Genomic DNA, 23970 nt, shown 5'->3' with positions numbered 1-23970 from the left:
CCCGCGGCGGCCTACCCCCGGCGCCGCTCGCCCTGGCATCTTCGAGAGAAGCCTCAATGGCGGTATTCATCGGCGCGTAGCCCGTATTTCTTGAGCTTGTCGTAGAGGGTCTTGCCGAGAGAGGGGCCCACTGGGCCGTCTCTTCTTAGTGGCGATATTCATCGGCGCGTAGCCCGTACTTCTTTAACTTGTCGTAAGCGTTCTGCCGAGAGAGAGGCCCACTGGGCCGTCTCTTCTTAGTGACGATACTCCTCGGCGCGTAGCCCGTATTTCTTGAGCTTGTCGTAGAGGGTCTTACGGGGCAGGCCCAACTGCTCGCAGGCGCCAGGCACATTGCCCCGCTGGCTGATCAGCGCCTGGCTGATCAGGCTCTTCTCGAACAACTCGACCTGCTGGGGCAGAGGCAGGCCGCCGTTGTCCGGGGTGGCGCCCTCCAGCAGGGCCTCGAGGCGGTAGTCGTAGGCGGCGCCCAGCAGCACATAGCGCTCCGCCAGGTTGCGCAGCTCGCGCACATTGCCGGGCCAGTCGTGGGCCAGCAGGGTCGAGATGCCGGCGGCATCCAGGGGCGGGGCCTCCAGGTCGCTGCGGTTACCGGCCACCAGGGCGAAGTGCTGGAAGAGCAAAGGGATATCCTCGCGGCGCTCGCGCAGCGGCGGGATCGGCAGGGTCACCACATTGAGGCGGTAGTAGAGGTCCTCGCGGAAGTCGCCGGCCTCGGCGGCGGCCCTGAGGTCCACCTTGGTGGCGGCGATCACGCGAATATCCAGGGCCACCGGCTCGTTGGCGCCGAGGCGCTCGATGCAGCGCTCCTGGAGCACCCGCAGCAGCTTGACCTGCAACGCCAGGGGCATGGATTCGATCTCGTCGAGGAAGACGGTGCCGCCGTTGGCATACTCGAACTTGCCGATGCGGCGCTCCATGGCGCCGGTGAAGGCACCCTTCTCGTGGCCGAACAGCTCCGACTCGATGATGCTCTCCGGCACCGCGCCGCAGTTGATGGCCACGAAGGGGCCCTCGCCCCGGGCGCTGCGGGCGTGCAGGGCCCGGGCCACCAGGTCCTTGCCGGTCCCGGTCTCGCCGAACAGCAGCACGTCCGCCTCGACCCGGCTGATGCGCTGGACCATGGCGGCCAGCTGCTGCATGGCCGGGGTACGCCCCACCAGGCGCGGCCCCGGGGCGCCCTGCTGGGCCTCGAGCTCGGCCTTGAGGCGACGGTTCTCCAGGCTCAGGCGGCGCTTGTCGATGCCGCGGCGCACCATCTCCACCAGGCGCTCGCCGGCGAAGGGCTTCTCCAGGAAGTCCCAGGCCCCCTGGCGCATCGCCTCCACGGCGGTGGAGATATCCCCATGGCCGGTGATCAGGATCACCGGCAGGTCCGGGTCGCGCTGGCGGATCTCGGCGAGCAGCGCCATGCCGTCCATGCCGGGCATGCGGATATCGCTGATCACCACCCCGGGGAAGTCCTCGGGCAGGGCGGCCAGGGCCGACTCGGCGCTCTCGTGAGCCTGGGGCTCGTAGCCGGCCAGCTCCAGGGTCTGGCCGGTGGTGATGCGCAGGTGGGGCTCGTCGTCGATGATCAGGACCGGCGGGGCATCGGCGCTATCCATGGGAGTGTCGCTCCTGGGTGGCATGGGGCTCGGGCACCTCCGGGGATCGGTCCCGGGGCAGGCGAATGGTGAAGCGGGCGCCGCCCTCGGGCAAGTTCTCGGCCTGCAGGCGACCGCCCAGGTCGGCGATGATCCGCGAGGAAATCGACAGTCCCAGCCCCAGGCCGGTGCCAATCGACTTGGTGGTGAAGAAGGGCTCGAAGATCCGTGCCAGGTTCGCCTCCGGGATGCCGGGGCCGTTGTCCGCCACCTCGATACGCACCTCGTCGTCCTGGGCGTCGATGCCCAGGATCAGCCGCGGCGACGGCATCTGGGCCATGGCCTGGAGGGCATTGCCGATCAGATTGACCAGCACCTGCTCCAGGCGCACCAGGTCGGCGCGCACCCAGACCGGCGCCTCGGGCCAGCGGCGCTCCACCGTCACGCCATCCTGGTCGAGGCGGGCCCGGTAGAGGCGCAGGGCATAGCCGAAGCAGTCGCCCACCGAGACGCTGGTCAGTTGCTCGCCGCTCTTGCGGGAGAACTGCTTGAGCTGGGCGCTGATCTCCGCCATGCGTCCGGTGAGCTCGACGATCTCGGCCAGGTTGGCGTCGGCGCGTTCGGCCTGCTGGCGCGCCAGGAAGGCGCGGGCATTCTCGGCGTAGGAGCGTACCGCCGCCAGGGGCTGGTTGAGTTCGTGATTGATGCCGGCGGCCAGTTGGCCCAGCAGGGCCAGCTTGGCGGCCTGGATCAGCTCGTCCTGGGTCTGGCGCAGGGTTTCCTCGGCACGGCGGCGTTCTTCGATTTCGTCGGAGAGGCGGCGATTGGTCTCCACCAGGTCATGGGTGCGGTGCGCCACGTTGCGCTCCAGCTCGTCCCGGGCCCGGGCCAGGGTCTGGCGCTCGCGCTCGGCGAAGTGCTCCCGCTGGCGGCGCAGGCGCAGCCGCTGCCAGCCCACGCCGGTGCCCAGCACCAGGATGCCGTAGAGGCCGCCGGCCAGCAGGGCGGCCTGCCACTGGGCGGCCTGCACCGGCGTCAGCGGCTTGAGGATATGCATCTCCCAGCCCAGCTCCGCCAGGGGCCTTGCCTGGCGCAGGAAGGCCTGGCCGTCGAGCGGGCCGCGATCGAAGGTCACCAGGTCGCCATGCTCGCCGCGGCGCTCCAGCCGTCGCAGGCCCGAGGGGGCCAGGGGCTCGTCGGCGTAGCGGCGGGTGGCCAGCAGTCGCTGGCGCTCGGCGTCGCTCAGCGGGTGCAGGGCCGCCAGGCGTAGCTCCGGTCGGCTGGCCATGAAGATAATGCCCTGGCCATCCACCACCAGCAGTTCCGCCTGCTGCTCGGCCCAGGCGCTCTCCTGGGCATCCAGCAATACCTTGACCACCATGACGCCGGCGGGCTCGGTCTCGTCATCGGGGAGCCATACCGGTGCCGAGAAATAGTAACCCCGCTCCCGGGACAGCACGCCCAGGCCGTAGAAGCGTCCCTCGCGGCCGGCGATGGCGTCCCGATAGTAGCGGCGGAAGGCGTAGTTCTGGCCGATAAAGGTGTCGGGGCGGTGCCAGTTGCTGGCCGCCAGGGTGTCGGCGTGGCGGTCCAGCAGGTAGACATCGGAGACCTCGGCGATGGCCCGGAAGCCATCCAGCAGCACGTTGATGGCCTGGGCGCGACGCTCCTCGGGAGCGTTCAGGAAGCGCTGCACCGGCTCCCGGGAGGCGAGCAGCTGGGGCAGGTAGTCGTGGCGGGAGAGGTGACCGCGCAGCCCCGCCACCGAGAGGCGCAGCTCGTTGTCGGCCTCCTCCTGCAGGCGATCCAGGGCCTGTTCCCGGGCCACCTGGGTCGCCGGCCAGATCACCAGGGCCAGGCCCAGCAGGATCAGCAGCGCCAGGGCCAGGCGCAGACCGCGGCGTGTCATGGGGCGGCGTGGCTCTGGGCGCGACGCAGGGCGCGCTGGGCCCGGGTCTCGGCGCGCTCCAGCTCCAGCAGGCCCTCCTCGACGAATACCAGGTGCTCATGGGCGCGCTCCCGGGCCTGTTCGGCGTCGCCGGCGAGGATCGCCTCGAGCAGGGCGCGGTGCTGCTCCATCAGCCGCGGTCGCGCGTCGGGCTTCTCGAACAGGTAGGCCAGGTTGTCGACGATGCTCTTCTCCAGCAGATGGAAGATGCCGCGAATGGTGTGCAGCAGCAGCACATTGTGGGCGGACTCGGCGATCGCCAGGTGGAAGGCGGCATCCGCCTTGGCCTCCTGCTCCGGGTCGCGGCCGGCGAAGCTCGCCTCCAGCTCCTCGAAGCGCTGCACCAGCAGTTCCTTGTCGGCGGGGGTGGAGCGCAGCGCCGCATAGTAGGCGGAGAGCCCCTCCATGGCATCGCGGAACTCCAGCAGGTCGAGGTGAAACTCCTGGTGGCGGGCCAGCATCTCCAGCAAGGGGTCGCTGTAGCGGGTGTTGAGCTCCTGGGTGACGAAGGTGCCGCCGCCCTGGCGGCTGGTCAGCAGGCCGCGGGCGGCCAGCTTCTGGATCGCCTCGCGCAGGGAGGGACGGGAGACGCCGAAGCGCTCCGCCAGCTCCCGCTCCGGGGGCAGCCGCTGGCCGGGCGTGAGACTACCTTCGATGATCATCGACTCCAGCCGTTCGGTGATCACGTCGGCGAGGCGGGGCTGTTTGACGGTCTGGTAGGTCATGGCGTCCTGCGCGGCAATATTTCAATTGGTAATACCAATCCTAAGGCATCCCCCCGTCGCGAGGCAAACTCGGGACGCCTGGACTTTCTCTCGATTTTCATTGGCTTATAAGATCGACGACGAGGCTGCTACTAAAGTCTAGGCGTCAATAAGTGGTAAATTGGGCGACGGTGTTTGACACGGCATTTGGCGGCCTTTTAAGGTGCCTCAACGCTATCTGTAAATTGGTTTTACCAATTTAACCTTCGAGGGCGGTGACCATGCATCCTGCCCCAGGAGACGCCATGACCCCCATCAAGTGTTATCCCCCCAAGCCGCCGAGGGTCTATCTCTTCGGCACCTGCCTGGTCGACCTGTTCTTCCCCGAGGCGGGCCTCGATGCCATGCGCCTGCTGGAGCGGGAGGGCATCGCGGTGGATTTCCCCGAGGATCAGACCTGCTGTGGCCAGCCCGCCTATACCTCGGGGTATCAGGACGAGGCCCGCGCCGTGGCCGCGGCCCAGCTCGACCTCTTCCCCGAGCCCTGGCCCATCGTGGTGCCGTCCGGCTCCTGCGGCGGCATGCTGCGCCACCACTACCCCAGGCTGTTTGCCGGCACGCCCCTCGAGGCCAAGGCCAATGAGCTGGCGGGGCGAGTCTTCGAGCTGACCGAGTTCCTGGTGCATGTCTGCCACCTCGAGCTGGAGGATCGCGGCGCCCCGGAGACGGTGGCCATGCACACCTCCTGCAGCGCCCGGCGCGAGATGGGGCTGGCGGAGACCGGACCGGCGCTGCTCGCCCGGCTGGGCCGGGTGACCCTGGTGGAGCAGGAGCGCGCCGCCGAGTGCTGCGGCTTCGGCGGCACCTTCGCGGTGCGTCACCCGGAGGTCTCGGCGGCCATGGTCGAGGACAAGAGTCGCGCCATCGAGGCGGCCGGGGCCGAGCGCTTCGTCACCTCCGATTGTGGCTGCCTGATGAATATCGCCGGGCGCCTGGCCCACCGGGACTCCTCGGTCGAGGGCGAGCATATCGCCTCCTACCTGTGGCGGAGGGTCGGCAAATGAGCGTCGAGCCCCCCGGCGTGCAAACCTTCAGGCCCCAGGCCTTTCATCGCCAGGCCCATGATGCCCTGGGCAATCCGCAGATCCGCGCCAACTTCCGCGGTGCCATGGATGGCCTGATGGGCAGGCGCCGCGAGGCCTTCGCCGACTGGGAGCTGGAGGCGCTGCGCGAGCTGGGGGCCAGCGTGCGCCTGCGCGCCCTGGCCCAACTGCCGGACTTGCTGGAGCGGCTCGAGGCCAACTGCCAGGCCAATGGCATCCGCGTGCACTGGGCCGAGGATGGCGAGGCCGCCTGCCGGCTGATCCGCGAGCTCTGCGAGGCGCGGGGCGCCAAGGCGGTGATCAAGGGCAAGTCGATGGTCACCGAGGAGATGCACCTCAATGCCCACCTGGAGGCGGCGGGGATCGAGGCCCTGGAGTCGGACCTGGGCGAGTACCTGGTGCAGCTCAACGACCAGACCCCCTCGCATATCATCATGCCGGCGATCCACCTCAATACCGACGAGATCGCCGACGTCATGCACGACAAGACCGGCATCCCGCGGACCCGCGACGTGGACGCCATGACCGCCGCCGCCCGGGCCCAGCTGCGCGAGCGCTTCATGGCCGCCGACGTGGGCATCACCGGGGTCAACTTCGCGGTGGCCGAGACCGGCACCCTGTGCCTGGTGGAGAACGAGGGCAACGGGCGCATGACCACCACGGTGCCGCCGGTGCATATCGCCGTCACCGGCATCGAGAAGGTGGTGGAGCAGCTGCGCGATGTGGCGCCCCTCTATGCGCTGCTGACCCGCTCCGCCACCGGCCAGCACGCCACCACCTACCTCAACATGATCTCCGGGCCGCGGCAGGCCGACGAGCAGGATGGGCCGGAGGAGGTCCACCTGGTGCTGGTCGATAACGGTCGCTCCGCCATCTATCAGGACGACGAGCTCCTCGACACCCTGCGCTGCATCCGCTGCGGCGCCTGCATGAACCACTGCCCGGTCTATACCCGGGTCGGCGGCCATAGCTATGGCACCACCTACCCCGGCCCCATCGGCAGCATCCTGATGCCACACCTGATGGGCCTGGAGGCCACCAAGGACCTGCCCACCGCCTCCAGCCTGTGTGGCGCCTGCGGCGAGGTGTGTCCGGTGAAGATCCCGATTCCTGCCCTGCTGACCCGGCTGCGCCGGGAGGCGGTGGGGGAGGGGCGCGGCAACGTGCCCGGCGCCGGGAGCAAGCGTACCAGGACGGAGGCCGCCGCCTGGAAGGCCTGGCAGTGGCTGGCGACGCACCCCGGCGCCTGGCGTGGCGCCGCGGGGGTGGCCGGCAAGCTGGGGCCCCTGACGCCCAGCAAACTGGGCCCCTGGAGCGAGCACCGGGTCGCCCCCAAGCCCGCCCGACACTCCCTGCATGCCTTGATCAAGCGTCACCGCTCGACCACCGACGAGGAGGGGCAGTCATGAGTGCCCGCGAGACCATCCTGGGGCGGCTGCGTCAGCGCCTCGACGGCCCCCTGACGCCCCCCGTCAGCGACTTCGCGGTGATGAGCGGGCGCGGCTGGAGCCGGGAGGAGCGCCTGCGCCGCTTCGAGGCCTGGATCACCTCGGTGCATGGCGAGGTGATCCACACCCCGCGGGCCGACTGGACCCAGGCCCTGGCCCGGGTGCTGGCCGACAAGGGCATCCGCCGCCTGGCCCTGGGGCGGGCTCACCCGGTCGCCGCCGAGGCCCGCGCCGCCCTGGCCGAGGCCGAGGTCACTTTGGTCGACGCCGACCGCCCGGTGGACGCCTGGCGGGAGGAGCTCTTCTTCCAGACGGAAGCGGGCCTGACCTCCACCGGCGGGGGTGTCGCCGAGACCGGCAGCCTGTGGCTCTGGCCGACGCCGGACGAGCCGCGGCTGCTGAGCCTGGTGCCGCCGATCCATATCGCCGTGCTGGATGCCGAGGCGATCGAAGACACCCTCTTCGAGGCGATGGAGCGCCACGACTGGGCGGAGGGCCTGCCCACCAATGCGCTGCTGATCTCCGGGCCCAGCAAGACCGCGGATATCGAGCAGACCCTGGCCTATGGGGTTCATGGACCCCGGGAACTGGTGGTGCTGCTGCGCCACTAGCGTCATATCAACCACAGCAATAACAAAGAGGGGGCGCCGGCGGCGCCTCCCGGGGCCCCTTGCGCCCCGCTCGCCGCCGCGCCCCGGGGAGAACCTCAATGAACGACACGCTACTCTCGCTACTCGCCTTCGCCCCCCTGGCCCTGGCCGGGATCCTGCTGGTGGGCCTCAACTGGCCGGCCCGCCGCGCCATGCCGGTGGTGCTGCTGGCCACCGTGGCCATCGCCCTGTTCGCCTGGGAGATGAGCCCGCTGCGGGTCACCGCCTCGGCGCTGCAGGGGCTGATCCTCACCGCGGCGATCCTGTGGATCATCTTCGGCGCCATCCTGCTGCTCAACACCCTCAAGCACTCCGGGGCGATCACCGCCATCCGCGGCGGCTTCTCGTCGATCAGCCCCGACCGCCGGGTCCAGGCGATCATCGTCGCCTGGCTGTTCGGCTGCTTTATCGAGGGCGCCTCCGGCTTCGGCACCCCGGCGGCGGTGGCCGCGCCCCTGCTGGTGGCGCTGGGCTTCCCGGCCATGGGGGCGGTGATGATCGGGATGATGATCCAGTCCACGCCGGTCTCCTTCGGCGCCGTGGGCACGCCCATCGTGGTGGGGGTCAGCGGTGGCCTGGATCGCGCCGCCATCGGCGAGCGCCTGATCGCCGAGGGCTCCAGCTGGGAGGTCTTCTACCAGTTGATCACCTCCGGGGTGGCGATCACCCATGCCCTGGTGGGCATCCTGATGCCGCTGCTGATGTGCATGATGCTGACCCGCTTCTTCGGGCGTAATCGTTCCTGGAAGGAAGGGCTGGCCATGGCGCCCTTCGCGCTCTTCGCCGGCCTCGCCTTCGTGGTGCCCTATGCCGCCGCCGGGGTCTTCCTGGGCCCCGAGTTCCCGTCGATGATCGGCGCCCTGGTGGGCATGGCCATCGTGCTGCCCGCCGCCAAGGCCGGCTTCCTGTTGCCCAAGGCCCAGTGGGACTTCGCTCCGGCCAGCGAGTGGCCCGCGGCCTGGATGGGCAATATCGAGATCAAGCTGGATAGCCTGACCGGCAAGTCGCCGATGTCCCTGGCCCTGGCCTGGCTCCCCTACCTGCTGCTGGCGCTGCTGCTGGTGGTCTCCCGGGTCTTCCCGGAAGCCAAGGCCTTCTTCACCGGCTTCCTGGCCTTCGGCTGGAACGATATCCTCGGCGAGGCGGGGGTCTCCGGCAGCATTCAACCCCTCTACCTCCCCGGCGGCATCATGGTGCTGGTGGTGCTGGCCACCTTCCTGCTGCATCGCATGCGCCTCGACGAGTTGCGTGCCGCCCTGGGCGAGTCATCGCGGACCCTGCTGGGCGCCGGCTTCGTGCTGATCTTCACCATTCCCATGGTGCGCATCCTGATCAACTCCGGGGTCAATGCCGCCGACCTGCCCTCCATGCCGGTGGCCATGGCGGAGCTGGTCTCCGGGGCCGTGGGCCAGGTCTACCCGCTGTTCGCCTCCAGCGTGGGCGCCCTGGGGGCTTTTATCGCCGGCTCCAATACCGTCTCCAACCTGATGCTCTCCCAGTTCCAGTTCAGCGTCGGCGAGCTGCTGGGCGTCTCCGGCGTGCTGCTGGTGGCCATGCAGGCGGTGGGCGCCGCCGCCGGCAACATGATCGCCATCCATAATGTGGTGGCCGCCTCCGCCACCGTGGGGCTGCTGGGGCGCGAGGGGCGCGTGCTGCGCCTGACGGTGATTCCCACCGCCTATTACCTGCTCGCCTCGGGTATCCTGGCGCTGCTGGCGGTGGGCCTGGCGAGCGGCCTGGACCCCCTGGTGGGTGGCCTGATTGGCGGATAGGAGAGTGACGATGCAGACGACAGCCGTGGAGACCCTGGCGCCGGCCTACCGGGAACTGCTGGGGGCCCTGCGCCCCCACTTTCCCGAGGCGCGGCTGATCCATGATCCCTTGCGTACCCTGGCCTATGGCACCGATGCCAGCTTCTATCGGCTGATTCCCCAACTGGTGGTGCGGGTGGAAGACGAGGCGGAGCTGCAGCGGGTGCTCGGCGAGTGTCGCGCCCGGCGGCTGCCGGTGACCTTCCGCGCCGCCGGCACCTCGCTCTCCGGGCAGGCCATCACCGATTCGGTGCTGATTCAGCTGGGGCGGGGCTGGCAGGGCGCCGAGGTGCTGGAAGAGGGCGCGGCGATTCGCCTCGAGCCCGGGGTGATCGGCGCCCGGGCCAATCGGCTGCTGGCGCCCTACGGGCGCAAGATCGGCCCCGACCCGGCCTCCATCAATAGCTGCATGATCGGCGGGATCGCCGCCAACAACGCCTCGGGGATGTGCTGCGGCACCGCCCAGAACAGCTACCGCACGGTGCGCGATATCCGCGTGATCCTGGCCGACGGCACCCTGCTGGACACCGCCGATGCCGCCAGCGTGGCGGCCTTCCGCGAGAGCCATGGCGAGTTGCTGGCGGGCCTCGCGGGGCTGGCCGCCGAGACCCGCGCCAATGGCGAGCTGGCCGAGAAGATTCGCCACAAGTATCGGCTCAAGAACACCACCGGCTATGCCCTCAATAGCCTGGTGGACCATGCCGACGGCATCGAAATCCTCAAGCACCTGATGATCGGCTCCGAGGGGACCCTCGGCTTTATCGCTGCCATCACCTACCGCAGCGTGGTGGACGAGGCGCACAAGGCGGCGGCGCTGGCCTTCTTTCCCGATATGGCCACCACCTGTCGCGCCACCATCGCCCTGAAGCGCACGCCGGTGGCGGCGGTGGAGCTGATGGACCACGCCGCCCTGCGCTCGGTGCAGGACCGGCCCGGCATGCCGGAGTCGCTGCGTGGCCTGCCCGAGGGGGCGGCGGCCCTGTTGATCGATGTGCGCGGCGACACCGAGGCGGAACTCCAGGCGCGGCTGGCCGAGGTGCAGGCCGCCCTGGAGGGTATTCGCACCCTGGAGCCGCTGACGTTTACCCGCGACGCCGACACCTATGCCGGCTACTGGAAGATCCGCAAGGGCCTCTTCCCGGCGGTGGGGGCGGTGCGCGAGACCGGCACCACCGTGGTGATCGAAGACGTGGCCTTCCCCATCGAGCGCCTCGACGAGGGGGTGGCGGCGTTGACCGCCGCCTTCCGGCGCCACGGCTACGGCGACACCATCCTCTTCGGCCATGCCCTGGAGGGAAACCTGCATTTCGTCTTCCCCCAGGGCTTCGAGCGGCCCGGCGAGGTGGAGCGCTATCAGGGGCTGATGGACGAGGTGGCCCAGTTGGTGGGGGTGGAGTATGGCGGCTCCCTCAAGGCGGAGCACGGCACCGGGCGCAATATGGCGCCCTATGTGGAGCTGGAGTGGGGCAGCGACGCCTATGCCTTGATGTGGCGAATCAAGGCGCTCTTCGATCCCGACAACCTGCTCAACCCCGAGGTGATCCTGAGCCGCAATGCCGAGCTGCACCTGCAGAACCTCAAGCCGCTGCCGGCGGCGGATGCCCTGGTCGACAAGTGCATCGAGTGCGGCTTCTGTGAATCGGTCTGCCCGTCGAAGCACCTGACCCTGACGCCTCGCCAGCGCATCGTGATCCGCCGCGAGTTGGCGCGTCTCGAGGCCCAGGGGGAATCGCGTGACGAGGCACGCCTGGAGACGCTGCGCCGGGCCTACCAGTATGACGGCGTCGACACCTGTGCCGCCGATGGGCTCTGTGCCACCCAGTGCCCGGTGGGGATCAATACCGGGGACCTGGTGCGCGCCCTGCGTCGTGAGGATAGCCAGGGCCAGGCACGGCTGGCGCGGCGACTCGGACATCACTTCTCCGGCACGACCCGGGTGGCTCGCGGGCTGCTCAACCTGGCCGGCGGCGGTCGCGCCGTCCTGGGGGAGGCCGCCATGGCGGCCTTCTCTCGCGCCGCGCGGCGGGCTTCCGGCGAGCGCCTGCCGCTATGGCTTCCCAGCCTGCCCAAGGCGGCGCCGATTCGCGTGCTCAAGGGGGCCGCCGGCAAGGCCACGGGGCGCGACAAGGTGGTCTATCTGCCCTCCTGTGCCACCCGGGTGTTCGGCGCCGCCCACGGTGACGAGGAGTCGCGTTCGGTGATGGAGATCACCTTGGCGCTGCTGGAGAAGGCCGGCCTCGAGGCGATCATTCCGGCGATTCCGGGGCACCTCTGTTGTGGCATGGCCTTCCAGTCCAAGGGGCAGTTCGACGAGGCGGCCCATAAGGCCCGGGAGCTCAACCGGGAACTGCTGGCCGCCAGCCAGAACGGGCGCTACCCGGTGCTCTGCGACACCAGTCCCTGCACCCTGCGCATGCAAGAGAGTCTCGATGCCCGGCTCGAGCTGCTGGAGCCGGTGGCCTTCGCCCATGATCATCTGCTGCCGCGCCTCGATATCGTTCCGGTGGCCGAGCGTGTCGCCCTGCATGTGACCTGCTCCAGCACCCGCATGGGCCTCGCCGACAAGTTCGCCGCCCTGGCCCGGGCCTGTGCCACTGAGGTGGTGGTGCCGGAGGGTATCGGTTGCTGCGGCTTCGCCGGCGACAAGGGCTTTACGGTACCGGAGCTCAACGCCTCGGCATTGGCCGGCCTGGCGACGCAGGTCGCGGGCTGCGAGGCGGGATATTCCAATTCCCGCACCTGCGAGATCGGCCTGAGTCAGCATGGCGGCATCCCTTATCGCTCGATCCTGTCGCTGCTGGATCGGGCCAGTCGTCCGCGTACGGGAGGCGGCGTCGAGGCTGGCTGAAAGTTTTTTACCAAAGTCCTTGCAGGGCCCCGGGTTAATCCGTAAAGTACGCATCCGCTGCCGGCGACGGACATCGTGGCCAGCGGCAATGAGTGGAAAAAGTGCTTGTTTCTGCTGGGGTTTTTCGAAACCCTCTCGCGAAAAACGCGATTGACAGAACGGCCGGGTGCGGTAGAATGCATCGCCACACCGACCGGCCCGTCGCCGGCTCGGATGACCACGGGTCGCTGCCTCGCAGCACGCCTCAGGGTCGCCGAGCAGGGCTTGACAGCAGCGGCCGAATCGGTAGAATGTCGCTTCCTCGCAGCGGCGTCGCAACAGCGACCAAAGCGAGACGCTCCGCTCTTTAGAGAGCCCGGAGCCGCTCTTTAACAATCGATCAGGTAATTCATGTGGGCGCTTGTCGGTGAGGCGGTGAGAAGTCACCAAATCATCAAGGCAAGCGACTCGTCAAAGACCTTCGGGTCTTTTTGAGAACGTTTGAACCTTGAGCCAAGTTTGGTTCGCTTTTGTTACCTTCGGGTGACAAGTAAGAACCACAATGATTTTAAACTGAAGAGTTTGATCATGGCTCAGATTGAACGCTGGCGGCAGGCCTAACACATGCAAGTCGAGCGGAAACGATGGAAGCTTGCTTCCAGGCGTCGAGCGGCGGACGGGTGAGTAATGCATAGGAATCTGCCCGATAGTGGGGGATAACGTGGGGAAACTCACGCTAATACCGCATACGTCCTACGGGAGAAAGCAGGGGATCTTCGGACCTTGCGCTATCGGATGAGCCTATGTCGGATTAGCTAGTTGGTGAGGTAACGGCTCACCAAGGCGACGATCCGTAGCTGGTCTGAGAGGATGATCAGCCACACTGGGACTGAGACACGGCCCAGACTCCTACGGGAGGCAGCAGTGGGGAATATTGGACAATGGGGGAAACCCTGATCCAGCCATGCCGCGTGTGTGAAGAAGGCCTTCGGGTTGTAAAGCACTTTCAGCGAGGAAGAAGGCCTGAGGGCTAATACCCTTCAGGAAGGACATCACTCGCAGAAGAAGCACCGGCTAACTCCGTGCCAGCAGCCGCGGTAATACGGAGGGTGCGAGCGTTAATCGGAATTACTGGGCGTAAAGCGCGCGTAGGTGGCTTGATAAGCCGGTTGTGAAAGCCCCGGGCTCAACCTGGGAACGGCATCCGGAACTGTCAGGCTAGAGTGCAGGAGAGGAAGGTAGAATTCCCGGTGTAGCGGTGAAATGCGTAGAGATCGGGAGGAATACCAGTGGCGAAGGCGGCCTTCTGGACTGACACTGACACTGAGGTGCGAAAGCGTGGGTAGCAAACAGGATTAGATACCCTGGTAGTCCACGCCGTAAACGATGTCGACTAGCCGTTGGGTTCCTTGAGAACTTTGTGGCGCAGTTAACGCGATAAGTCGACCGCCTGGGGAGTACGGCCGCAAGGTTAAAACTCAAATGAATTGACGGGGGCCCGCACAAGCGGTGGAGCATGTGGTTTAATTCGATGCAACGCGAAGAACCTTACCTACCCTTGACATCGTGCGAACTTTCCAGAGATGGATTGGTGCCTTCGGGAACGCACAGACAGGTGCTGCATGGCTGTCGTCAGCTCGTGTTGTGAAATGTTGGGTTAAGTCCCGTAACGAGCGCAACCCTTGTCCCTATTTGCCAGCGATTCGGTCGGGAACTCTAGGGAGACTGCCGGTGACAAACCGGAGGAAGGTGGGGACGACGTCAAGTCATCATGGCCCTTACGGGTAGGGCTACACACGTGCTACAATGGTCGGTACAAAGGGTTGCAATACCGCGAGGTGGAGCTAATCCCATAAAGCCGGTCTCAGTCCGGATCGGAGTCTGCAACTCGACTCCGTGAAGTCGGAATCGCTAGTAATCGTGAATCAGAATGTCACGGTGAATACGTTCCCGGGCCTTGTACACACCGCCCGTCACACCATGGGAGTGGACTGCACCAGAAGTGGTTAGCTTAACCTTCGGGGGAGCGATCACCACGGTGTGGTTCATGACTGGGGTGAAGTCGTAACAAGGTAGCCGTAGGGGAACCTGCGGCTGGATCACCTCCTTAAACGACGACTGCCGCCTGCCGGCAAGTGCTCACATGAATTGCCTGATTGTTTCAGAGCAAGTGCTCTTTAAAAATATGAATCATGCTGACAAATTGAAGATACGTCTCAAGCGTATCCGGCAATTATCGTACCAATCGCGACCAGACCCCTTCGGGTTATATGGTCAAGCGATTAAGCGCATACGGTGGATGCCTTGGCAGCCAGAGGCGATGAAGGACGTTGTAGCCTGCGATAAGGTTCGGTGAGGTGGCAAACAACCTGTGACCCGGACATTTCCGAATGGGGAAACCCACTCATCATAAGATGAGTATCCTGCACTGAATCCATAGGTGCAGGAGGCGAACCGGGGGAACTGAAACATCTAAGTACCCCGAGGAAAAGAAATCAACCGAGATTCCCCAAGTAGCGGCGAGCGAACGGGGACCAGCCCTTAAGCTGGTGACTGGTTAGGCGAACGAGCTGGGAAGCTCGACCATAGGGGGTGATAGTCCCGTAGCCGAAAACCTGATCCAGTGAAATCGAGTAGGTCGGGGCACGAGAAACCTTGACTGAAGACGGGGGGACCATCCTCCAAGGCTAAATACTCCTGGCTGACCGATAGTGAACCAGTACCGTGAGGGAAAGGCGAAAAGAACCCCGGAGAGGGGAGTGAAATAGATCCTGAAACCGTATGCGTACAAGCAGTGGGAGCAGACTCGTTCTGTGACCGCGTACCTTTTGTATAATGGGTCAGCGACTTATATTCAGTGGCGAGCTTAACCGTATAGGGGAGGCGTAGGGAAACCGAGTCTTAACTGGGCGACCAGTCGCTGGATATAGACCCGAAACCGGGCGATCTATCCATGAGCAGGTTGAAGGTTGAGTAACATCAACTGGAGGACCGAACCAGGATCTGTTGAAAAAGATTTGGATGACTTGTGGATCGGAGTGAAAGGCTAATCAAGCCCGGAGATAGCTGGTTCTCCTCGAAAGCTATTTAGGTAGCGCCTCACGTATCACCGCCGGGGGTAGAGCACTGTTTCGGCTAGGGGGCCATCCCGGCTTACCAACCCGAGGCAAACTCCGAATACCGGTGAGTGCAGCGTGGGAGACACACGGCGGGTGCTAACGTCCGTCGTGAAAAGGGAAACAACCCAGACCGTCAGCTAAGGCCCCAAAATCCTGGTTAAGTGGGAAACGATGTGGGAAGGCTTAGACAGCTAGGAGGTTGGCTTAGAAGCAGCCATCCTTTAAAGAAAGCGTAATAGCTCACTAGTCGAGTCGGCCTGCGCGGAAGATGTAACGGGGCTCAAACCAGGTGCCGAAGCTACGGGTTCGTCGAATGACGAGCGGTAGAGGAGCGTCGTGTAAGCCGATGAAGGTGGGTTGAGAAGCCCGCTGGAGGTATCACGAGTGCGAATGCTGACATGAGTAACGATAAGGGGAGTGAAAAACTCCCCCGCCGGAAGACCAAGGGTTTCTGTTCGACGCTAATCGGAGCAGAGTGAGTCGGCCCCTAAGGCGAGGCCGAAAGGCGTAGTCGATGGGAAACGGGTCAATATTCCCGTACCTCACAGAATTGCGATGGGGGGACGAAGAAGGCTAGGTGAGCCAGGCGTTGGTTGTCCTGGTGAAAGTCAGTAGGCCGAGATCTTAGGCAAATCCGGGATCTCAAGGCCGAGAGACGAGACGAACAGACTACGGTCTGGAAGTCATTGATGCCACGCTTCCAGGAAAAGCCTCTAAGCTTCAGATTCTGTGAGACCGTACCCCAAACCGACACAGGTGGTCAGGTAGAGAATACCAAGGCGCTTGAGAGAACTCGGGTGAAGGAACTAGGCAAAATGGTGCCGTAACTTCGGGAGAAGGCACGCCGGCGTAGTGTGAACACCCCACGGTGGAAGCACGAACCGGTCGAAGATACCAGGTGGCTGCAACTGTTTATTAAAAACACAGCACTCTGCAAACGCGCAAGCGGACGTATAGGGTGTGACGCCTGCCCGGTGCCGGAAGGTTAATTGATGGTGTTAGGCTCCGGCCGAAGCTCCTGATCGAAGCCCCGGTAAACGGCGGCCGTAACTATAACGGTCCTAAGGTAGCGAAATTCCTTGTCGGGTAAGTTCCGACCTGCACGAATGGCGTAATGATGGCCACACTGTCTCCACCCGAGACTCAGTGAAATTGAAATCGCAGTGAAGATGCTGTGTACCCGCGGCTAGACGGAAAGACCCCGTGAACCTTTACTATAGCTTCACACTGGACGCTGATGTTGCTTGTGTAGGATAGCTGGGAGGCTTGGAAACCCGGACGCCAGTTCGGGTGGAGCCAACCTTGAAATACCAGCCTGGCATCATTGGCGTTCTAACTCAGCCCCGTCATCCGGGGCGAGGACAGTGTGTGGTGGGTAGTTTGACTGGGGCGGTCTCCTCCCAAAGAGTAACGGAGGAGCACGAAGGTACCCTCAGCACGGTCGGAAATCGTGCATTGAGTGCAAGAGCATAAGGGTGCTTGACTGCGAGACAGACACGTCGAGCAGGTACGAAAGTAGGTTCTAGTGATCCGGTGGTTCTGTATGGAAGGGCCATCGCTCAACGGATAAAAGGTACTCCGGGGATAACAGGCTGATACCGCCCAAGAGTTCACATCGACGGCGGTGTTTGGCACCTCGATGTCGGCTCATCACATCCTGGGGCTGAAGTCGGTCCCAAGGGTATGGCTGTTCGCCATTTAAAGTGGTACGCGAGCTGGGTTTAGAACGTCGTGAGACAGTTCGGTCCCTATCTGCCGTGGGCGTCGGAAGTTTGAGAAGAGCTGCTCCTAGTACGAGAGGACCGGAGTGGACGCACCTCTGGTGTTCCGGTTGTCACGCCAGTGGCATTGCCGGGTAGCTATGTGCGGACAGGATAACCGCTGAAAGCATCTAAGCGGGAAGCCCCCTTCAAGATGAGACTTCCCTGAGGCCTTGCGCCTCCTAAAGGGTCCAGCAAGACTAGCTGGTTGATAGGTCGGGTGTGGAAGCGCTGCGAGGCGTTGAGCTAACCGATACTAATGGCCCGTGAGGCTTGACCATATAACCCCAAGGGGTTTGCGCGATGGTACGCGCCGGATACGTGAGACGATCCTCAACAGCATGATTCATAGGCGGGTTGCGACACAAACGCAGCCGGCCACCGTTTACGCCTGACGACCATAGCGAGTGGGAACCACCTGATCCCATGCCGAACTCAGCAGTGAAACCGCTCAGCGCCGATGGTAGTGTGGGGTCTCCCCATGCGAGAGTAGGTCATCGTCAGGCACTTATTCAGAAGCCCCGACCATTGGTCGGGGCTTCGTCGTTTGGGGGTCTCCCATGGAGAGTAGCGGAACGCCGCCCGGATCCTCGTCAGGCACTTATTTCGAAAAAACCCGGACACTCAGTGTTCGGGTTTTTTTATGGCATGGGGAGACCCGCTCTCTACCTCGTGGGGCCGCTTCGCGGTCCGGCCCCTCGCCGGCTCGGGGCGTTCGACCGCCCCCGTGGCGGTGCCACGAAGGGCCGGGCGGTCTCACCCCCATGCGAGAGTAGCGGAACGCCGCCCGGATCCTCGTCAGGCACTTATTTAGAGAAAACCCCAGCTTCGACAGAGGCTGGGGTTTTTTCGTATTCAGCCCCCCCAGTCTCGACAGAGGCCGGGGGCTTGTCGTTGGGGGCTCCCATGCTCTGTGGTCGGAACGCTGCGGGAATCGCCTCGGCGGGCCCGAAGGGCGAGGCTCAGGAGGAGGGAGTCGGGCTACAGGAGATGCCACTTTGGTCGGCGTGATTCACGGGGTCGGACTCCTTCCGCTAGAATGAGCCTTTTGCCGCAGGGGCCTTAAGATGACCATTGGTGACCTGATTCGCCTGATGAGCGATGGGGACTTCCATTCCGGCGAGCAGCTGGGGGAGCGTCTCGGGGTGTCGCGCACGGCGGTCTGGAAGCAGCTGAAGAAGCTGGAGGCCCTGGGAATTCCCCTGGAGGCGGTCAAGGGGCTGGGCTACCGGCTGGGTGAGCCGGTGGAGCTCCTCGATGGCGCCGGGATCGTCTCGCGGCTCGACTCGCAGAGTCGCCCCGCCCTGCGGCGCCTGTTCGTCGAGGAGTCCCTGGACTCTACCAATGCCTTCCTGCGCGAGCGTTTCACTCAGGGCGCCGGGCACGGTGAGGTGTGCCTGGCGGAGAGCCAGGGGGCCGGTCGTGGGCGCCGAGGGCGGCGCTGGGTCAGTCCCTGGGGGCGTGGCCTGCTGCTCTCCCTGGGGTGGCGCTTCGAGAATGGCGTAGCGGCCCTGGAGGGGTTGAGCCTGGCCGTGGGGGTGGTGCTCGCCGACGTACTGGAGCGCGAGGGCGCGCGGGTCGCCCTGAAGTGGCCCAACGATGTATTGCTGGTCACCGAGGAGGGGCGGCGTAAGCTGGCTGGCATCCTGCTGGAGGTGCAGGGGGACCTGGAGGGGCCCTGCGAGGTGGTGATCGGCATCGGCCTGAATGTCTTCCTGCCGCAGGCGATGCGCGAGGCCGTCGATCAGCCGGTAGCGGCGGTGGCGGATCAGGTGCCGGGTATCTCACGCAATGCCCTGGCGGCGGCGCTGATCGGTGGCCTGCTGGAGTTGATGCAACGCTTCGAGGGGGAGGGCTTTGGCGCCTGGCAGGCGGCCTGGAACGCACGGCACGCCCATGCCGACCAGGAGGTGGAGGTGATTCAGGGCAGTCAGAGCTACCGGGGCATCGCCCAGGGGGTCGATGGGGCCGGGCACCTGGAGGTGCGTTGTGGCGACGAGCTGCGGCGGCTGGCCGGCGGTGAAATCAGCGTGCGTGGTCGCCCATGATTCTCGATCTGGATATCGGCAATACCCTCTCCAAGTGGCGGCTCAAGGATACCCTGAGCAGCGAGATCCGTTCCCGTGGGGCGCTCTGGACCCGGGAGGAGTGGCGTCCCGGCTCCGATATCCCCGATCTGGACGTGGTGCAGTCGGTGCGCATCTCCAGCGTGGCGCGCAAGGCGGTGCTGGAAGAGACGGTGGCGCTGCTGCGGCGCCGGGTGGTGTCGGTCTATGTGGCACGCTCCACCGCCGAGGCCCTGGGGGTGACCAACGGCTACGAGGAGCCGCGGCGCCTGGGGGTGGATCGCTGGCTGGGCACCCTGGCCGGGTATCAGTTGGCCGGAGGCTGCTGTGCGGTGGATTGCGGCAGCGCCATCACCGTGGATTTCGTGCTGCCGGGGGGGCGTCACCTCGGCGGCTATATCCTCCCGGGCCTGCGGCTGATGAAGGAGAGTCTCAAGCTGGGGACCCGCAACGTGGCCATCGATCCGGACAGCGAGGCGGATGAGCTGCTGGCTCCCGGCAAGAATACCGTGGAGGCGGTCAATCACGGCATCTATATGGCCGCGGTAAGCGCCGTCAATCGCCTCTATGCCGAGGTCTGTGACCGGGAGGGGGTGGCGCTGCCGCTATTGCTGACCGGCGGCGATGCGCGGGTGGTCTCCCGGGGGCTGCGGGTGCCCCATGCGGTCTGGCCCGATATGGTCTACGGCGGCCTGGAGGCCTGTTTTCCGCTGACCGCAGCGGAGCGGGCGGGGCGCCTGTCGGGGGCGCCGCGGGTGCCGGTGCCCGCGGCGCTGGAAAAGATTCGCGCAGGACTTGCATTCTCCACCCTGCTTTGACACAATGCGCCGCGTTCCAGGGCAACACATCCCCCTCGCCAAGCGCTGATGGATGATGCCAAGCCACTGAAAGATAAGGCTTGACATAGTTGCCGAGGCGGGTAAAATGCTTCGCCAGCTGGAGGGGTTCCCGAGTGGCCAAAGGGAGCAGACTGTAAATCTGCCGCGAAAGCTTCGAAGGTTCGAATCCTTCCCCCTCCACCAGATTTAGCCGCCCGGTCAAGGCGGGGTGGTAGCAAGAGTGGGTAGGCGGGCATAGTTCAATGGTAGAACCTCAGCCTTCCAAGCTGATGATGCGGGTTCGATCCCCGCTGCCCGCTCCAGGTAAGGTTTGCGCTCATGTAGCTCAGGGGTAGAGCACACCCTTGGTAAGGGTGAGGTCGACGGTTCAAATCCGTCCATGAGCTCCACTTTGAAAAGGCGAGTCGAATGGCTCGCCTTTTCTCTTTGTGTCGAGGGCGTCCTCGGCATTGTGCGAATAGGGTTGCCAGGCGGTTGCTTTTCCGCTACCATGGCGCCCGCTGTGTCCTGAGTGTCCCGCAAAGGGTGGCGAAGGCGCAGGGTGTTGATACAGGCCAGTAGCTCAATTGGCAGAGCAGCGGTCTCCAAAACCGCAGGTTGGGGGTTCGATTCCCTCCTGGCCTGCCAGTCTTCCCCAGGCTGGCTTACCTCAAGACAGATTTCACGTTACGATCGCTGCACCCTGAGGAGTCACGTTTTCATGAAACATAACGCCGAGGTGCAGGAATCGCGCCACGACGGGCTCAAGTGGGCGGCTGTCGTCGCGCTACTGGTCGTTGCCGTCGTTGGTAATTCCTATTTTGCCGATCAGGCGCTGCTCTATCGCGCCCTGGGTGTGGTGGTGCTGGGCGCTGCCGCTGCGGCGATCGCCCTGACGACCACCAAGGGTCGCGACCTCGCCGAGCTGGCCAAGAATGCGAAGAAAGAGATTCAGCGCGTCGTCTGGCCGACCCGTCCCGAGACCGTACAGACCACCGCCATCGTGCTGGTGGCCGTGCTGGTGGTGGGCCTGATGCTGTGGCTGATCGATACCCTTCTTGGCTGGGCAATGTCCGGCGTCATCGGTTAGGAGTTTCCATGTCCAAGCGTTGGTATGTCGTCCACGCCTATTCCGGCTTCGAGAAGCACGTCATGCGCTCGCTCAAGGAGCGTGTGAAGCTGTATGGCATGGAGGAGGGCTTCGGCGAGATCCTCGTGCCTACCGAAGAAGTCGTCGAGATGCGTGACGGCAAGCGCCGCAAGAGCGAGCGCAAGTTCTATCCTGGCTATGTGCTGGTCGAGATGGAAATGAATGACGCGACATGGCACCTGGTCAACGAGACGCCGCGGGTCATGGGCTTTATCGGCGGCACCAAGGAGAAGCCGGCGCCGATCACCCAGAAAGAGGCGGATGCCATCCTGCGCCGCGTCCAGGACGGTACCGACAAGCCGCGCCCCAAGACCATGTTCGAGCCGGGTCAGTCCGTGCGCGTTGTCGATGGCCCCTTCGCCGACTTCAATGGCGTGGTCGAAGAGGTCAATTACGACAAGAGTCGCCTCCAGGTCAGCGTGCTGATCTTCGGTCGCGCGACCCCTGTCGAACTCGAGTTTTCCCAGGTCGAGAAAGAGTAACGCTCGGCCTCAGTCGTATTTAGTCGTATCACGAGCCGCCCGGCGGCTCATCAATCGGGGAGCCGCAAGGCGCTACTACCCAACTGGAGTCCATCATGGCCAAGAAAGTACAGGCTTACATCAAGCTGCAGGTCGCAGCTGGTAAGGCCAACCCCAGCCCCCCCGTCGGCCCGGCCCTGGGTCAGCACGGTGTGAACATCATGGAGTTCTGTAAGGCGTTCAACGCCGCGACCCAGGACATCGAGCCGGGTCTGCCCACTCCCGTGGTGATCACCGTCTACTCCGACCGTAGCTTCACCTTCGTCACCAAGACCCCGCCTGCTGCCGTGCTGCTGAAGAAAGCCGCTGGCATCAAGTCCGGTTCCGGTGAGCCGAACAAGAAGAAGGTCGGTACCGTGACCCGCGAACAGCTGGAAGAGATCGCCAAGACCAAGGAGCCGGATCTGACGGCCGCCGATCTCGACGCCGCTGTGCGTACCATTGCCGGTAGCGCCCGCAGCATGGGCCTGAACGTGGAGGGTCTCTGATCATGGCTAAACTGTCCAAGCGCGCCCAGCTGATCAACGAAAAGGTCGACTCCACCAAGGTCTACTCCCTGGAAGAGGCCGTGGCCCTGCTCGCCGAGCTGTCCACCGTCAAGTTCAAGGAGTCCCTGGACGTCGCCATCAATCTGGGCGTCGATCCGCGCAAATCCGACCAGGTCGTGCGTGGCGCCACCGTCATGCCCAATGGTACCGGTAAAGACGTGCGTGTCGCCGTCTTCACCCAGGGTGCCAACGCCGATGCCGCCAAGGAAGCCGGTGCCGATATCGTCGGCATGGACGAGCTGGCCGAGCAGGTCAAGAAGGGCCAGCTCGACTTCGACGTGGTCATCGCCTCGCCGGACGCCATGCGCGTCGTCGGTCAGCTGGGCCAGATCCTCGGTCCGCGTGGCCTGATGCCGAACCCCAAGGTCGGCACCGTGACCCCGGACGTGGCCACCGCCGTCAAGAACGCCAAGGCCGGTCAGGTGCGTTTCCGTACCGACAAGAACGGTATCATCCACACCACCCTGGGCAAGGTCGATTTCGACGCCACCGCCATCCAGGGCAACCTGGAAGCGCTGGTCGCCGACCTGAAGCGGCTCAAGCCGAGCACTTCCAAGGGTGTGTATTTCAAGAAGATGACCCTGTCCACCACCATGGGCCCGGGCATCACCGTCGATCACTCCGCGCTGGTGTGATCGCCGACAGGCAAGAACTTTGCGGTCCCCGTGCGCGGATTCAAGACGCCGGGCGGGGCACCGTCAAAGACCGCAGGCGCCGTCCACTCCGGTAGGCGGCTTAATCTTCCCTCCGGGATGCCTGCGCAGATGGTGTGGCCGCCAGTCCGCTGGTGTGCACCATCGCCCAAGACCTCCGCGCCAACAGGCGCGGGGGAGATGGTAACCCCCGGGATGCGATGCCCGCATCGCAGATTCCCGGCACGAAGGAGTGAACACAGTGGCACTAGCTCTCGAAGGCAAGAAGGCAATCGTTGCCGAGGTCAGTGAAGCCGCCAAGGATGCTCTCTCCGTCGTCGTTGCCGATTCTCGTGGCGTCGCGGTCAGCAAGATGACCGACCTGCGCAAGCAGGCCCGCGAGAATGGCGTGCAGATCCGTGTTGTGCGCAACACCCTGGCACGTCGCGCCCTGAACGGTACTCCCTGGGAGTGCCTGAACGACAGCTTCGTGGGCCCGACCCTGCTGGCTTTCTCCACCGAGCACCCGGGCGCCGCCGCCCGTCTGTTCAAGGAGTTCGCCAAAGCGGAGAAGAGCTTCGAAGTCAAGGCGCTGGCCTACGAAGGCGAGCTGATCCCGGCTGCCGATATCGACCGTCTGGCGACCCTGCCGACGTACGATGAAGCGATCGCCAAGCTGATGTCGGTGATGAAGGAAGCTTCCGCCGGCAAACTGGTCCGCACCCTGGCTGCACTGCGTGACCAGAAGCAGGAAGCGGCCGCCTAAGGCGTCCCTTTCGGCCGATACGCGACTTATACTGAACCCTCGAGTCCTCGGACCTTTTGGTACGGGATTCCCGCAAAGTCTAGGAATTTGACAATGGCACTGACCAAAGAAGACATCATCAACGCCGTCGCCGACATGTCCGTGATGGAAGTCGTCGATCTGATCGAAGCGATGGAAGAGAAGTTCGGCGTTTCCGCCGCTGCCGCCGTCGTTGCCGGCCCGGCCGGTGGCGAAGCCGCCGCCGCCGAAGAGCAGACCGAGTTCGACCTGGTGCTGACCTCTGCCGGCGAGAAGAAAGTCAACGTGATCAAGGTCGTTCGCGAGATCACTGGCCTGGGCCTGAAGGAAGCCAAGGGTGCCGTCGACGGCGCACCGGCGACCATCAAGGAAGCCCTGTCCAAGGACGACGCCGAAGCGGCCAAGGCGAAGCTGGAAGAAGCCGGCGCTTCCGTGGAACTCAAGTAAGTCCTTGATTTCCATGGCTTCACGCGCTGCGTAAGCTTCCACGGCTGG

General features: G+C 64.8%; 16 protein-coding genes, 4 tRNA genes and 3 rRNA genes. 20 read left to right on the top strand and 3 right to left on the bottom strand.

Translation table 11 applies throughout. The annotated features are described in order from the left end of the window. Nucleotides 1-236: 236 nt before the first annotated feature. From ACQ1W9_RS18420 to ACQ1W9_RS18410, 3 genes are read right to left on the bottom strand one after another with little or no spacing between them, the layout of a single operon-like run. On the bottom strand, nt 237-1607 hold the full coding sequence (locus ACQ1W9_RS18420; RefSeq protein ID WP_431024600.1) for a sigma-54-dependent transcriptional regulator: 1371 nt from the start codon (nt 1605-1607) through the stop codon (nt 237-239). Further along, the gene (locus ACQ1W9_RS18415; protein ID WP_431024599.1) at nt 1600-3495 is read right to left on the bottom strand and encodes a sensor histidine kinase; all 1896 of its coding nucleotides are present in this window, start codon (nt 3493-3495) and stop codon (nt 1600-1602) included. Before ACQ1W9_RS18415 ends, ACQ1W9_RS18420 begins: the two co-directional genes overlap by 8 nt. Continuing rightward, a complete protein-coding gene (locus tag ACQ1W9_RS18410; protein WP_431024598.1) occupies nt 3492-4259 on the bottom strand; it encodes an FCD domain-containing protein in 768 nt (255 codons plus the stop codon). Before ACQ1W9_RS18410 ends, ACQ1W9_RS18415 begins: the two co-directional genes overlap by 4 nt. A gap of 284 nt (nt 4260-4543) precedes the next feature. On the opposite strand from ACQ1W9_RS18410, the gene ACQ1W9_RS18405 reads away from it, so the two are divergent. From ACQ1W9_RS18405 to rplL, 20 genes are all read left to right on the top strand, one after another. Continuing rightward, nucleotides 4544-5302 (top strand): (Fe-S)-binding protein, encoded by a 759-nt coding sequence (locus tag ACQ1W9_RS18405; protein ID WP_431024597.1) that lies wholly within the window; start codon nt 4544-4546, stop codon nt 5300-5302. Next, nucleotides 5299-6750 carry a LutB/LldF family L-lactate oxidation iron-sulfur protein gene (locus ACQ1W9_RS18400; RefSeq protein WP_431024596.1) on the top strand — a complete coding sequence of 484 codons (1452 nt, stop codon included), beginning with the start codon at nt 5299-5301 and terminating at the stop codon, nt 6748-6750. The genes ACQ1W9_RS18405 and ACQ1W9_RS18400 overlap by 4 nt, the downstream gene beginning before the upstream one ends. After that, on the top strand, nt 6747-7400 hold the full coding sequence (locus ACQ1W9_RS18395; protein ID WP_431024595.1) for a LutC/YkgG family protein: 654 nt from the start codon (nt 6747-6749) through the stop codon (nt 7398-7400). Before ACQ1W9_RS18400 ends, ACQ1W9_RS18395 begins: the two co-directional genes overlap by 4 nt. 98 nt (nt 7401-7498) lie before the next feature. Then, entirely contained in the window at nt 7499-9211 is a 1713-nt protein-coding gene (locus ACQ1W9_RS18390; protein WP_431024594.1) for an L-lactate permease, read from the top strand. A 10-nt stretch (nt 9212-9221) separates the two neighbouring features. Then, nucleotides 9222-12098 carry an FAD-binding and (Fe-S)-binding domain-containing protein gene (locus ACQ1W9_RS18385; protein WP_431024593.1) on the top strand — a complete coding sequence of 959 codons (2877 nt, stop codon included), beginning with the start codon at nt 9222-9224 and terminating at the stop codon, nt 12096-12098. A 549-nt stretch (nt 12099-12647) separates the two neighbouring features. Beyond that, nucleotides 12648-14187, top strand: a 16S ribosomal RNA gene (locus tag ACQ1W9_RS18380). Between the two features lie 162 nt (nt 14188-14349). Next, nucleotides 14350-17237, top strand: a 23S ribosomal RNA gene (locus ACQ1W9_RS18375). 109 nt (nt 17238-17346) lie between these two features. Next, nucleotides 17347-17462 (top strand): 5S ribosomal RNA (gene rrf / locus ACQ1W9_RS18370). The 16S, 23S and 5S rRNA genes sit together here, the layout of an rRNA operon. 561 nt (nt 17463-18023) lie before the next feature. Further along, nucleotides 18024-19004, top strand: a complete 981-nt coding sequence (locus ACQ1W9_RS18365; RefSeq protein ID WP_431024592.1) for a biotin--[acetyl-CoA-carboxylase] ligase — start codon at nt 18024-18026, stop codon at nt 19002-19004. Then, entirely contained in the window at nt 19001-19840 is an 840-nt protein-coding gene (locus tag ACQ1W9_RS18360) for a type III pantothenate kinase (RefSeq protein ID WP_431024591.1), read from the top strand. Before ACQ1W9_RS18365 ends, ACQ1W9_RS18360 begins: the two co-directional genes overlap by 4 nt. Nucleotides 19841-19960: 120 nt before the next feature. Continuing rightward, nucleotides 19961-20044, top strand: a tRNA-Tyr gene (locus ACQ1W9_RS18355). 45 nt (nt 20045-20089) lie between these two features. Beyond that, nucleotides 20090-20163: transfer RNA gene (locus ACQ1W9_RS18350), tRNA-Gly, on the top strand. 12 nt (nt 20164-20175) lie between these two features. Then, nucleotides 20176-20250 (top strand) — tRNA-Thr (locus ACQ1W9_RS18345). A gap of 162 nt (nt 20251-20412) precedes the next feature. Next, nucleotides 20413-20488, top strand: a tRNA-Trp gene (locus ACQ1W9_RS18340). 73 nt (nt 20489-20561) lie between these two features. Beyond that, nucleotides 20562-20930, top strand: coding sequence for a preprotein translocase subunit SecE (secE, locus tag ACQ1W9_RS18335; RefSeq protein ID WP_346062913.1), 369 nt, complete (start codon nt 20562-20564; stop codon nt 20928-20930). Nucleotides 20931-20938: 8 nt separating this feature from the next. Continuing rightward, entirely contained in the window at nt 20939-21472 is a 534-nt protein-coding gene (gene nusG, locus ACQ1W9_RS18330; protein ID WP_346062914.1) for a transcription termination/antitermination protein NusG, read from the top strand. A gap of 95 nt (nt 21473-21567) precedes the next feature. Further along, nucleotides 21568-21999, top strand: a complete 432-nt coding sequence (rplK, locus tag ACQ1W9_RS18325; protein WP_102626767.1) for a 50S ribosomal protein L11 — start codon at nt 21568-21570, stop codon at nt 21997-21999. Nucleotides 22000-22001: 2 nt separating this feature from the next. Beyond that, nucleotides 22002-22694, top strand: a complete 693-nt coding sequence (rplA, locus tag ACQ1W9_RS18320; protein WP_346062915.1) for a 50S ribosomal protein L1 — start codon at nt 22002-22004, stop codon at nt 22692-22694. A gap of 259 nt (nt 22695-22953) precedes the next feature. Further along, nucleotides 22954-23457, top strand: coding sequence for a 50S ribosomal protein L10 (gene rplJ / locus ACQ1W9_RS18315; protein ID WP_346062916.1), 504 nt, complete (start codon nt 22954-22956; stop codon nt 23455-23457). Nucleotides 23458-23550: 93 nt separating this feature from the next. Further along, the gene (gene rplL, locus ACQ1W9_RS18310) at nt 23551-23922 is read left to right on the top strand and encodes a 50S ribosomal protein L7/L12 (RefSeq protein ID WP_346062917.1); all 372 of its coding nucleotides are present in this window, start codon (nt 23551-23553) and stop codon (nt 23920-23922) included. Nucleotides 23923-23970 lie beyond the last annotated feature (48 nt).

The organism is Halomonas sp. H5, from assembly GCF_050613175.1.
GTDB lineage: Bacteria > Pseudomonadota > Gammaproteobacteria > Pseudomonadales > Halomonadaceae > Bisbaumannia > Bisbaumannia salifodinae.
This window is presented reverse-complemented; position numbering and strand designations above follow the sequence as displayed.